The following is a 14,069-nucleotide window of genomic DNA, read 5'->3' as shown; positions in this document are numbered from 1 at the left end:
GTGGTGCAGCGATCGAGTGCTTATTGACCTGATGGGCGACAGCGAGTGTTCATTATGCGGGCGCGGAAATTACTCCATCGTGGTCGCGTCGAAGGTGGAGCGATCGTATTCGCTGGCGCCGGGGAGTTCGATCGGGATCGGCGTGGGCGTTCCTCCCGTGGGGACGACTTCCCCGCCGTCGTCGGTATTTTCTTGATCGGTGCCGGTCGCGCCGGCGCCACCCAATTCGGAATCCGAGCCGCCGAGTGTCGTGCCGCCATCGGGCTCCGTGACCACGGCCTTGCAGCCCGCGACACTCGCGAGCAGGCCGCAGAGTCCCAATATGAACCAAAATTTTCTCATGCCGCCAGTGCGCACCTCTTTATGGTAACGGGTCGCTGGATTCATTGTCCATCGACTCGTCGCGGACCGTTGTGAGCGGCGCCAATCCGGTCCCGCCGGCCTGGATGACCCAGATGTTCCACGAGGGGTTGACGTGGCTCGACGTCGGATCGTCGGGGTTGAGCTGCGATTGGAACACGATCCACGCCCCATCAGATGACCATCGCGGGAGACCGCTCGTGATCCCATCGTCGGTAGATGTGGTCAGTGGTGTGAGGCTGGTCCCATCGGCATTGATGACCCACAGGTTCATCGTTGCGCCGCCGTTCAGCGCGGCGTCGGAGCCGTCCAACACCCGCGTCGAGTCGAAGACGATCTTGGTGCCATCCGGCGACCATTGCGGATCCATATGGAGCACGGCCCCGTCGAGTTCCGTCGTGGTCAACGCGGTCAAGCCCGTTCCATCCGCGTTCATGACGAAGAGGTTATAGGCCCCGTTCGGACTGAGGGCGGCGGATCCGTCGATGTCGCGATTGGACACGAAGACAATCTCGGTTCCGTCGGGCGACCACTGCGCATCTTGTTGTTGGATCGCTGAGACATCGATGCCTGCGAGGGGCGTCGGGTCGGTGCCGTCCGCGTCGACGGTCCAGATGTTATAATTCCCGTTGTCGGTGAGGTTGTCCGAACCGTCGAGTTTGCGGTTGCTGTTGAAGAGGATCTTGGTCCCGTCGGGCGACCACTGTGGTGTGAAGCAAAGCGCCGTGGAGCTCGTGAGCGTCGTAAGCGCGTTGAGCCCGGTGCCATCGGCATTGACGACCCAGATATTGCGCGTGGAGACGGTGGAGTTGCTCTCGTCCGGATTTTGGGCGCTGGTGAAGGCGAGCTGTGTCCCATCCGGCGACCAGGACGGTTGATAATGACCGGTATCGGAGGCCGTAGTGGCCGTGAGTGCCAGCAGATTGGTGCCATCCGCATCCATCACGAAGATGTTTGCTATGGAGTTACTGTTCAGCGCGTCGCTGCCATCGGGGTGGCGCGACGAGTAAAATGCGATCTTGGTGCCGTCGGGCGACCATTGCGGTTCATAGCTGTGCGCATCGGCCGTTGTGATCGTCGTCGCGGGGGTCAAGGTGGTCCCGTCGAGGAGGACGCTCCAGATATTGTTGACGAGCGGATCGGCGGGGAGGTCGGCGCTGTCGAGTCGGCGATAGGACGTGAAGGCCACCGCTTCCGCCGTGCCGCCGCACGCGATGGAGCCGATGCAGTTGTTATCATCGCAATCGGTCAGGCCGTCGGCGTCGTTATCGAGCGTGTCGCTGCAATAGTCGTTGGTGTCTTCGGCGACGCTGTCCGGCAGGCCGCTCTCGAATTGGAAGAGGATCGAATCGGTGGCCAACCACTCCCAGACCGGATTTTCCGGGTCGGAGACGTCGAGGTGCGGCACGCGCGAGGTGCCTAACGCGACGAGCGCGTCGTTGGAGCGCACCGCGAGGGCTTGCAGACTGCCACCTATGCCGTCGGCCGTAGTTGCAAACAGGATGCCGTCGTCGTCGAAGGACGTGTCTAATTCCCCCTGATAGGTGAGACGGATCAACGCAAACACACTTTTCGCGTACGACGCCTCTCCATGGGTGGCGTGAGCGGCCACGACCAGCGAGCCGTCGCTCTGGCGGCCGATGGCGTCGGCCGCGCTGGTGTTATAGAAGGTGGCGATGTCGGGTAGGACGTAGGCCCCGTTGTTGTTACCGAATCCGGTGTCCAGTGCCCCAGCCGTGGTGAAACGGGCGACGGCCAGATGATTGACTCCAAAATCCTGGATGCGGCCGGCCACGACGACCTTGCCGTTCGGTTGGACAAGGATGTCGGCGACTGCGGCCTCGGTGTAGGTCCCGATCTGTTCTAATGCATGGCCGTTCGTGCCGAAGCCGGCGCACTCGTTGCCGTTGAAGTCGAGGCAAGTGACCGCAAATTCCCAGGCCTCGTCTGCACTAGAATATTCGATGCCGGCCAGATAGATCTGCTCATTGTTGGCATCGAGGGCGATGCCCTGCGCCGTCATTGAATACGCCGTTGCCTGGAAAACACCGCCGTCGGCGAAGCCGAAGTCTAAATCGCCGGTCGGCATGAAGCGCGCAACGGTCAAGTATCCGCCGGTCGTGCCGGCGATCACAATCCGGTCGCTGGCGTCGACGACGACGTCTTGGACGTAATCGTGGTCGCTGGGTCCGACCAAGTCACCGGTGGCGATGCCGTCGATCCCGAACATCGTGTCGATCGTGCCGTCCGCGTTGAAGCGGGCGAGGGCGTAATCCCAATCGTCGGCCATGGTGTGTCCGGCCACGATGATCTTGCCGTCCGACTGCAGTGCCACGCCGTGTGCCTCCTCGTTGCCGCTGCCGACGGGGAAGCGGAGCAGGCCGCTCGTATTGAAACTCGTGTTGAGGCTCCCGTCGGTGTTGAAATTGGTGAGGAGCCAGTCGTAGTTGCCGCCGGTCGTGGGGCCATATCCGACGGTGAGGACCTTGCCGTCGGATTGGACGACGACATCGGTCGGACTATCGGCTTGATCTTCATCCGTTGCGTCGATGCTGGCGATGCCGTCGGTGTCGAACGTCGTATCGAGGAGCGCCGGGGTGTACGTCTCGCAGGCGTCGCCGGTTCCATCGGTATCCGTATCCTCCTGCCCTTGGTTCGGCACGAGCGGACAATTGTCGCTCCCGTCGGCGCTCGTGTCGCCGTCATCGTCGGTGTCGAGGTTATTGCCGTCGCCGTCGCCGTCCGTGTCGAGTGTCTCGCCGGCGTCGTACGGGAAGGCGTCGTCGGCGTTGAGTGCCCCGTCGTTATCGATGTCGGTGTCGCAGGCATCTCCATCGCCGTCCGAGTCGGCGTCTTCCTGACCCGCATTGGCATCGTTCGGGCAGTTGTCTAAGGCTGCCCGGAGGCCGTCCAGATCGCCGTCATCACACCCCGTGAGGGCGAGGGCATACTTGTCGCTCAAGTAACATTCGACGGCGTTCCGGTCGGCATCCGTGAGTGTGCCCCCGAAGACCAGGACTTCGGCGATATCCCCGTCGAAGAATTCCGAATAACTCCAGCTGGCGTACTTCGTGCCGATGACGAAGGGGGTGTCGTTGGTGTTGAACGTTTTCGTATCGGAGGTGAGCAGGGTGCCGTCTTTGAAGAGGCGGACGGTGCCCGATGAATTGTCGAAGTCGGCGCTGCCGATCTTCCAGGCCGTAGTCCGCTCCGGACCGGACAGACCACTCATCCCCCACGCCAGGTACGGATCACCCAGCGGATTCGACTGGAGGAGGAATTGCGTATCCGCGTCGGTCGGTCCACCCTGTCCGGCGACCGTCGTCATGGACCCGTCTTGCCAATCGTTCGTCGGCTTATAGACCGCGAACAGGCTGCGTGAATCGTTCCCCAGGAACAGGGCGGTGGCGGTCTCGAGACGATCATCGATCCCGTCGAAACGCAGCGCTGGGAGGCTATTCACTGCGCCGTCGATGCGTTGCGGTTGCCAATCGCTGCTATCCTCTGTCACGTCGTTGCTGAGGCTGGTCTGGTCTTTCCAGAGACTGACATATCCCGATCCGTCTTTTGTGACGCCGCCGTCCGCGCGGAGCCACAGGGCGGGCGTCAGATCCAGATCGCAATCATCGCCGATTGTATCGGCGTCGGTGTCCGTCTGGCTCGCATTTGCCAGCAGCGGGCAGTTGTCGGAACCGTCCGCGACGCTATCGCCGTCGTCGTCGCTGTCGCACGCGTCGCCGGAGGCGTCGTCGTCGCTGTTGGCCTGGTCGCTGTTGACGAGGCTGAGGCAGTTATCGTTGTCGTTCGTGACGGAATCGCCATCTTCATCATCGTCGCAGGCGTCGCCGATCGAGTCGCCATCGAAGTCGGCTTGATCCGGGTTGTCGGCCGCGCCGCAATTGTCCGTGCCGTTGGCGACATGGTCGAGGTCGTCATCGCAATCGGGGAGACCGAGTGTATATTCGGTGCTGAGGGCGCAGGTGACCGTCCGTCGTTCCAGCGCCGTCAAGGCCTGATCGAAGAGCAAGATCTCCGCGATGTCCCCGGTGAGGTTTTCCAGGCCGTCCGCGTTGTATCCGATCCGGAGGCCGGTGGCGTTCGGGTAGGTGACGGCCTCCCCCGAGGTCCCTTGGTAAAAGAGCGTGCCGTTGTGGTAGACATTGCGGGTCTCGGTCTCGTAGGCATAGAGCCCCATATCGGCCCAACCGGCGTTGGCCGTGGTGTCTTCGAAGTTCGACCCGATCCGCAAATTGATGGCGTCCGAACCGGCATGCCCGAAAGACCACCGGTAATATGGATCGGTGTGCGTGGTATCGTGCGGGTAGCCGATCAGGGTGCGGCCTGAACTCGTCGACTTGGCCACGAGGACGAGTTGTACGACCGGTGTCTTGTATGTGGCGCTGTCGGCGATCGATAGCCCGTCATCGAATTCATCGAAACGGATGACCGGTTTGCCGCCGACGACATTGGTGCGGAAGGTCGGGCGGCGCTCTTCGGTGGTTTGGGTGGCGTCGTTGCCGGCACCGGAGGCATCGGTCCAGGTCGAGACCGGGTCGCCATCACTCAAGCTCGTGAGGTCGCTGGCCCGGAGCCACAGGGTCTTGGTGCCTACCGCGGAGAGTTCACAGGCATCCCCGAGGCCGTCGGCATCGGTGTCCGTCTGGTCGAGGTTCGAGACAAACCAACAATTGTCTGTGGTATCCGCCACGGTGTCGCCGTCGTCGTCGGTGTCCCCGTTGTCGCCGTCGCTATCGCCGTCCGTATCCAGGTGCTCCAGGACATTATCCGCAAAGGCGTCGTAGGCGTCGATGTACCCGTCGCCGTCGGAGTCGCTATCGAAATCGCAAGTGTTGCCGGTGCTGTCGCCATTGGCATCGGCTTGATCCGCGTTGGCCACCAGCGGGCAGTTGTCGCTGCCGTCGTCGGTGCCGTCGCCATCATCGTCCAGATCCGCGTTGTTGCCGATGGCGTCGCCGTCGGTGTCCAGCGTCTCCGCCGCATCGAGCGGGAAGGCGTCGTCATCGTCCAGCGTGCCGTCGTTGTCATCGTCGGTGTCACAGCTGTTGCCCTCGCCGTCTTCGTCGGTGTCGGTCTGGCTCGGATTGGCATCGGTCGGACAGTTGTCGGCCGCCTCACGGACGCCGTCCGCGTCGTCATCGGTGCAGCCGGTGGTGCCGAAGCTGTACTTGTCGCTCAAGTTGCACACGACGGCCGCGCGATCCGCGGTCGAGAGCGCACCGGGGAAAACGAGGATTTCTGCGATATCGCCATCCATGGTCATGCCGCCGCACGCCCCGCCGATGCACAGACCAGTGAGGGTGTTCGCTCCGCCATAGTCGCTGGTGGAGAGGGAGACTGTATCGATGGCGTAGGTGGCGGCCGCTTCATCGTAATGCACCGTAGTCATGAGGTGATAGCCGGTCTCGCCAATCGCAAGGGTCGGTTGGCTCGGATTATTCGTGAGGCGGGTCCATGGGACTTCCGCGTCGGTGCCGGTCAGGATGCCAAAGCTGCTGTCGGCAATATAATAGACGGCGCCATAATTGTGATAGGCGTTGATCGCATGCACGGAGATGATGGTGTAGGGGCTGGTCAACGCGGAGGTCAACGTCGACTGATAGCCGCCTTCCGCAGTCGAGCCGTCGAAGCGGATCACTGGTTTGCCACCCAGTTGGGCGTCGACCCACAGCTCGGGATCGACGGTGGGCGCGGCATTGTAGTCGTTGCCGCTCTGGTCCTTCCAGATGCTGACCAGGTTGCTGCCGTCCTTGGTGATCCCTGCATCGGCACGCAACCACAAGGCCGGCGCAACGCTGGCGTTCAGATCACACGCGTCGCCGACGCCGTCGGTGTCGGCATCGGCCTGAGCGACATCGGACACGTTCGGGCAGACGTCGCCGACATCGGTGATCGAGTCGCCGTCGTCGTCGACATCGCAGGGGTCGCCTTCGCCGTCGCCATCGCTGTCGCCTTGATCCGCATCATTGAGGCCGAGACAGTTGTCGATCGAATCCGCCACGCTGTCGCCGTCCGCGTCGCTGTCGCAGGCGTCGCCGGTGCCGTCGCTATCGAAGTCGGCCTGATCGGCGTTGTTGAGCAGCGGGCAATTGTCGCTGGCATCGGTTATGGTGTCGTTATCATCGTCGGTCTCGCACGCATTGCCGCTGCCGTCGCTGTCGCTGTCGAGTTGGTTGTAGTTCCACAGACCGGCGCAATTGTCGGTGCTGTCGTCAGCGTGGTCCCGATCCAAATCATTTGCGTCGTAGCTGTTCCACTGCGGTGAATCGGCGCCCGCGACATAATCGCCGGTTGCATTGCTGAGCGGCAATTTCCCCGTGCCATCGTTATTCATGATCCAAATGTTCGGCGTATACTCGGCATTCGCCGCATCGGAACCGTCTAAGTGGCCATCGGACTCATACGCGATCTGCAACCCGTCGGGTGACCACTGCGGATTTCCCGTGTGCGGCTCGCCGGTTCCAGTCAACGTGGTTAATGGCGTGGCGTTGCTGCCGTCGCTCTCCATGACCCAGATATTTTGGCTGCCGCCGCCAGTGGCTGGATCGGCAATCTGTTGATTGGTAACAAACGCAATGTAAGTGCCGTTCGGAGAGATCGCAGGGGCGCGTGCATCAATGTCCAGCGAGGCGCCATTAAAGGTGGTCAGCGCAACGCGGTTTGTCCCACCCACCGCAATCGACCAGATGTTGGCTGAGGCACCCATATTGTCGCTGCCGCTGATGTCGGCAAGCGATCGGTAATAGATCGTCGTCCCATCGGGCGCCCAGGCCGCGTAGTAGTTATGCGCGTTCGCACCCGTCAACGTGGTTAACGGCTGGGGATTGGTGCCATCACTCCCCATCAGCCAGAGATTGTAGACGCCGGCATTCGCGTCGTCGCCATTCAATGCGCGGCGCGAGAAAAAGACGATCTGCGCACCGTCCGGCGACCACTCCGGTTCCTGATTGTCCGTATACGAAGCGGCGTTCGTTGTGAGTGGCGTACGACCCGTGCCATCGCTGTTGATGACCCACACATTTTCGATACCGCTCGGATCGACGACATCCGTTCCATCCAGGGCCTGCAGCGACGTGTAAATGATTTTTGTCCCATCCGGCGACCAGCGCGGATGATAGCAACTGGTATCCGCCGCCGTCAGCTGCGTCAGCGGTGCGGCATTGGTGCCGTCCGGGTCCATCAGCCAGAGGTTGTAGGTATTCGAGACGGCGAGCGGCTCATCAGGGTAGGGCTCCGTAATGCTGCGATTGGACACAAAGAGAATCTTGGTCCCATCCGGAGAAAATTGTGGGGACTGCGCATTCGCCAGCGTGAGATTCGTGATCGTCGTCATCACGCTGCCATCCGACGACGCGGCCCAGATATTATAATATCCCGACGCGCTTGACGGATCGCCGTTCAAGTTGCGACGTGACGCGAAGAGCACCAAGTTGCTGGGATCGACGAACGATGCGCTGACCGCTTTAGTGCCGTCCATCGTGAGATCGCATGTCGAGAAGCCTGAACAATCGCCGGTCCAACCGGCAAACACGTAACCGGCGTCGGGCGTGGCCGTGAGCGAGACACTGCTTCCGTACACGAATGTATCGTCGCACGTACTGGCATCGCCATTCCGGCAGGCCGTAATATTGCCCGAGTCGGCAGAGACCATGCCGTGCGTATCGGCCGTGGTCACGGTGAGGCTCTCTGGATCGCAGTCATCGCCGAGGCCGTCGCAGTCGCCGTCGGCCTGTGTCGGATTCGCGAGTCCCGGACAATTGTCGCTGACATCCTCGGTCCAATCGCCGTCCATATCGCTGTCGCAATCGTCGCCGAGGCCGTCGCTGTCCATGTCGTCCTGACCGGCATTGGTCGTGCGCGGGCAATTGTCCACGGCGTTCCAGACGTCATCCTCATCGTCGTTGCAGAAACTGATGCCGAGTTCGTATTTCTCGCTGAGGTAGCATTCTAACGAGCGGCGCTCGCTTGTGCTCAACGTGCGATTGAAGAGCATCACTTCGGCGATGTCGCCCTGTAAGTAGTTTTCGAAGTCGGTACCAATGATCAACGGGGGCGACGCGGAGGTGAGCACGGTTCCGCCGGTCGCATCGAGGATTTGAACGCCGTTATGCCGCACATTGTGCGTGGCCGTTTCAAAGTTGTACAGTGCGGGCTCTGCCGCCGCGGCACTGGTCCATGCACTTTCTTCGCGTGTGTTGGCATTCGCCCAGACCACGCCATCGGAGACGTGGCCGAAACTCCAAGTATCGTAATCGGTCTCGTCGTCGGGGACGTACAGCACCGGGTCATTTGTGGCGTCGCCTGTCGCGGCCATCACGACGAACATATCGACAATCGGTGTTGCGAGTGCGGACGTGTTATAAATGAGCAGCCAATCGTCGATGCCGTCGAAGCGCACGGCTGGATGTCCATTAATGGCATTGGTCGCAAAGGTCGGACGTGAGCCCACCTCCGGCATCCAGGCGTGGAGCGAATTGCCCGAGTAGTCGGCCATTGCGCTGAGCAGATCGCCGTCGTTCGAAAAGTAGTTGCTGTCGAGGTTCAACCAGATCATCAGGCCGGTCAGTGCCGACGGTTCGCAGGCATTGCCCACGCCATTTCCGTTCGTATCTGCCTGATCGCTGTTGGCCGCCAAGACACAGTTGTCGTCAGTGTCTGCGACGGTGTCGTCGTCGTCGTCCGTGTCGGCCGTGTCACCAGTACCGTCGTTGTCCGTGTCTGCATATTCCGTGTCATCCGCCGGCAGCGCGTCATGTAAGTCATCGACGCCGTCCGCATCCGAGTCTTCATTCCCGTCCGTAGTGCCATTCTCGTTCAGATCTTCGCAGTAGTCCCCAACGTCATTGGCGTTGTCGTCTTCTTGATCGATATTGGTGATCTCCCGACAATTGTCGACATCGTCCATGACCCCATCGCTGTCATAGTCGTCGCACGCGTCGCCGAGCGCATCGCTGTCGTAATCGGCCTGGTCACCGTTGACGGCATAGGGACAATTGTCTTGCCACGCGTAGAGCCCGTCGTTGTCGGCATCGGTATTGTGATTGAGGATCAGATAATCGACGTCTTCCGCAAAGTTGCCCGAGAGACTGAAGTATTCGGTATCGCCACTATAGTATCCGCAGCTGAGTTCCGAGGTCGTGTCGTCGTCGTGATAGAGCGTTGCACTGCAGAGGGAGGGATATTCGACACGAATGTCAATCCACGTCTCCCCGGTCAATATGGAGGTCCCAGTGAACGTGGCGACCGGGGTGCTGTCGTACGCGCTGTCCGGCATATATTCCGCTGCGGTAAAGACGACGAGGGTATTGGCGAGCGTCGCGCCACTATTCGGAGAGGTCTCAGTGATCGTCCACCACGATTCGGATCGGCTGAGCCAATCGCACAAGTCGCCGGCGCCGTCGCTGTCGGTGTCGGTTTGCTCGGCATTCGCCACGGTGGCGCAGTTGTCCCAGTCATCAATGATCTCATCGTCGTCATCATCGGTGTCGCAGGCATTGCCTTCGGTATCGCTGTCGTAGTTGAGTTGATCGACATTCGTGACGGTGCGGCAATTGTCGACATCATCCATCAGACCGTCTTCATCGGAGTCGTCGCAGGCATCGCCGATGGCATCGCCGAAATTTCGTGCGATCGTGATCGAACTGTTTTCGCGATTGATGGCGAGCAGATCCGTCTCGTCGTCACTATCGAAGTCGGCAAGTTGGAGGCGATAGGGGTGTAAATTATCGCCGTTCTCAATGAACCCCACGCCCGTCACCGTGCCATCGCCATTCCCCAGGGCCACGGTGATGGTCGCGGTCCAGAGATATCCCGTTACAAGATCGAGTGCGCTGTCACTATTGATGTCGCCAACGGCAAAGCTGCTGAGATACGTCGGCGTCACGAGGACTTCGGCCTCGCCGAAGGTGCCCGTGCCGTCATTGCGGAGCAGCACGACGCTTCCATTGTCCATGCCGATCAAGTCGATTGCCCCGTCCGGGTTAAAATCGGCGGCGATCAACTCCGTTAAGCCGCTGAAGCTGCCGGACGCGACAACGCTGTCGAGAGTGCCATCGCCGAGATTCCGCAACACCCCGATGTGGTCATTGTAATTCGCGACGACGTCCGTCAGGCCGTCCGCGTCGACATCTGCCGTCAGCACGGCCGGTGCGGCGTCTAACGGATAGCGGACGGCGTTGCTGGTATCGAACGCCCCGTCGCCATCGTTGGGCATGATCAGCAGGTCGTTCGTTTCCAGGTCCATCACGACGAGGTCGGCATCCCCATCGCCATCCAGGTCCGCCAAATTCGGGGTCATGAATTGATGGACCTGATCCGACGTGTACACCGTCTCCGCCCCGAATGAGCCATCGCCGTTGCCGGGGCGAAACTCCATGCGGTTCGATCCCGCCGCGCCATAGATGATCAACAGGTCGACATGTGCGTCGTTGTTGAGGTCCTGCGCGAAGAGATCCGTCGGTGCATCCGAGAGCGGGATCGCATCCGCAGGAGTCATTTGCCAGGAGAACCATCCCCAGAAGAGCGAGAGGCTCGCGGCGTCAAAGTTGCCGACGGCCAAATCTACTGCGCCGTCCTCGTTGAAATCCGCGCGTACGGCCGTTTGGGGAGCGGAGTCCGTGTCGTAGAATCTCGTGTCTTCAAAGACGTTCGTATTGCTTTGATCATTGTATGCGGCAGGACAGTTGTCCGCCGCATTCGCATAGCCGTCGCCGTCCACATCGCTGTCGCAATCGTCTCCTTGGCCATCGCTGTCGGTGTCGGTCTGATCCTCGTTGCCGATGAGCGCGCAGTTGTCGCCTTCGTCAGCTACCCCATCGGCGTCGTCGTCGTCATCGCAGGCGTCGCCGTCGCCGTCGCTATCCGTATCGGTCTGGTCGCTGTTCCAGCTCTCAGGGCAATTGTCGATGTTGTCGGCCAGGTTGTCGGAGTCGGCATCGTCGCAGAGATCGCCCTCGCCGTCTGCGTCGCGGTCGGCTTGTTCGGTGTTTTCCAGGAGCGGACAATTGTCGAGTGTATTGGGAACGGCATCGCCATCCGTGTCGTCATCGCACGCATCCCCGATCCCGTCCGTATCGGTATCGGTTTGGGGATCGCTGACCAATTGCCAATTGCCGTCCCCATCCATCACCCAGCTGGATTCGCCGATGTTGGAGGTGTCTCGGCAATTGTCCTCGTCGTTTGGTACGCTATCGTTGTCGATGTCGGCGTCGCAGCCATCGCCCGCGCCATCCCAGTCGATATCGGCCTGATCCGCGTTCACGGTGTCGACGCAGTTGTCGGCTACGTCCTCGACGCCGTCGCCATCGCTATCGTTCTCACACGCATCGCCGTCCCCGTCGCCGTCAAGGTCGGCCTGGTCGGCATTGTCGACGATCGGGCAGTTGTCATACTGATCATGCAACTCGTCGCCGTCGTCATCCTCGTCACAGGCATTGCCCAATCCGTCCCAGTCGGTATCGGTTTGTTCGTTGGCCAACGTCGGGCAGTTGTCGTACGTGTCATAGGCTAAGTCGCCGTCCGCGTCGGGGTCGCAAGTGTCGCCGCTGCCGTCGCCGTCGAAGTCGGCCTGGTCCGCGTTCTCCGCATTCGGGCAGTTGTCGGTGTCGTCGGCGACGCCGTCGCTGTCGGTATCCGCGAGTGCCGCGTCGTCGTCGCACGCGTTGCCGATGCCGTCGTAGTCGGAGTCGTATTGTCCGCCGTTTGCGAGCGCGGGGCAATTGTCCGCCAGGTCCCGTACCCCGTCGTGGTCCGAGTCTTGGCAGATATTGCCGATCCCGTTGCTGTCGTCATCGGCCTGGTCCGGATTGTAGTCGTAGAGACAGTTGTCGTTGCTATCGACGACCAAATCACCATCGCTATCCTGCGTCGTCCCCATCGCGATGCCGTTGGCATCGGCCGGATCGTATCCCCATTGGATGAGCCAGTGGACGTAGGTGTTTTCGCCGCAGGTCGCGACCTTGTCGCTGCAGCAATCGCCCCGTGTCGTGCAGTAGTCGTCACAACCGCATTGCCATTGCCAACCAGGGCTGCCGCCGCACCAGTCGCCGCCGCTGAACGTGCAGGAGGCCAGATCGTACTCAACCGTGGCGCTCGTGAACCAGTCGTCGGTCAGTCCCGAAAAATCGCCGGCGTCGAGCGCCGCATAGTCGACTGAATAATCGACGGTACTGAGGAGGGCGTTCCAGTCGATCATTTGGCCGTCGCTGGTATCCGTGTCGAACAGATTCTGCTGGGCGGAGACGTCGAAGAAATCCACGAAGTTGTCGATCTTCGTCGCGTCCACGAATTCGCCCGCGGTAAAGGTCTCCCAGAATGCGGCGTCGGTCGCCTTGGCCTGTAGTCCCTCGCCGAGCGACTTGGTGACGCGCGTGTCGATCCCCGCGGCGTTATTTAATGTCCTCATCACGATGGCGTTGATGCTTTGTGCCACGTCCGAATTCGCCGCCGCGGCGACGACCGTCTCCGGCTGAATCAAATCGCCGAAACCGTTGAGGAGTGCCGTCATGCTGTTGCCGCCCCCCTTCGCCGGGGTCTGGACCTGGGACGCCATCGTCATGATGACATTGATGAGTGTGTCATTGGCCGTCAGCTGCCGCATCATGGTCCCCGTGCTCCCTTTCAGGATGCCGCCAACCGCCAACGCGGCCGCATCGGGGTCGTCATCGAGCGCAGTGAGGATCTGCGGACTCTCGGACAACACGGTCAATGTCTGCCGGACGTCTTGCAGGAGGGTCGAGGCGGACCGGATTTGTGCGGCCGTGGTCGCAATCTGGCGGTCGCGCAGCGTGGACACGATCGTCGCCAACAACGACTCGTCGACGGCGTCCGGGTCGGTGAGACGCGCGAGGACATCAAACGGCGACGTGCCATCGGTCAACGTCTCGCCGGTGTTCAAGGCAGCCACGACCGTTTGCAGGAAGTTCACGCTCTCATCCGCGGTGTTGGCCGCGAGGCTGGTCTCCGCGTTCGCATCGACGGCCTTCCGAGCCATTGCGGCACTGGCACCATTCGTTTGGCTCGCGTCGGTCACGGTGATGGCATTGGCCGCTAATTTCAGCACGGAGCCGATCCCCGCGAGCGGTGCCGGGGCGGTGGTGGCATCCGCCGTGAGGGGGTTGAAGTGGGCGCCGCTCTCCGTCTGACTCCCCTGGTAGAGGAGTAAACTCGTCGTGGTGGAACCGGTGTTCGTGCGCAAATCTTCCAGCGGCGAGGCCCCGGCCGCGATGGCCGTGGTGACGGCCGTGGACGTGTCGGAGACCGAGACCATGGCGATGATCGGATGTTGCGTTGTCGTCGCGCCGGTCGTACAGCGGACATGCGCCGTCAGCCGGCCACCGCTTTGCTCGTTGTGCCCATCGATGATGTCAGTCGTGTTGATAGAGAAGCGATAGCGGCCGTCGCTGTCGGTCGCGACCGACGCGATGCTCCTGAATTGCGCATCGAGCAGCGCGCAGACGCCCGTCGCGGACGTTTCGTCGGTGCTCTTGACCCAGCGCGGGCGCGTCGTTACCTGCTTGCGGTGCAACGCCGGATTGGCGGTGCGGGGGATTTCAAAGGCTCCACTGATCGTGAGGTCGCCGGATGTAGTGGCGGTGGTTTCGGTTGTGGTACTGGTGGTGTTCAATGTGATCGGTCCGCAGGCTGACAGGAGCAGGGTGAGGGCGGCTCCTATGAAAGCAGAGTAGGGCGTT

2 protein-coding genes are annotated in these 14,069 nt (G+C 61.4%); both read right to left on the bottom strand.

Translation table 11 applies throughout. From position 1 onward, the window contains the following. Window positions 1-69 precede the first annotated feature (69 nt). A complete protein-coding gene (locus HY696_06775; protein ID MBI4238108.1) occupies window positions 70-387 on the bottom strand; it encodes a hypothetical protein in 318 nt (105 codons plus the stop codon). Further along, the gene (locus tag HY696_06770) at window positions 362-14,002 is read right to left on the bottom strand and encodes a thrombospondin type 3 repeat-containing protein (protein ID MBI4238107.1); all 13,641 of its coding nucleotides are present in this window, start codon (window positions 14,000-14,002) and stop codon (window positions 362-364) included. Before HY696_06770 ends, HY696_06775 begins: the two co-directional genes overlap by 26 nt. Between the last annotated feature and the right edge of the window lie 67 nt (window positions 14,003-14,069).

This window comes from Deltaproteobacteria bacterium (assembly GCA_016210045.1).
GTDB lineage: Bacteria > UBA10199 > UBA10199.
The sequence above is the reverse complement of the archived record's forward strand: the minus strand, read 5'-3'. Positions and strand labels throughout refer to the sequence as shown.

What these genes read in the sequence shown, in the direction of transcription:
- HY696_06775 (MBI4238108.1), bottom strand. Translation starts at nt 387, where the DNA reads ATGAATCCAGCGACCCGTTACCATAAAGAGGTGCGCACTGGCGGCATG.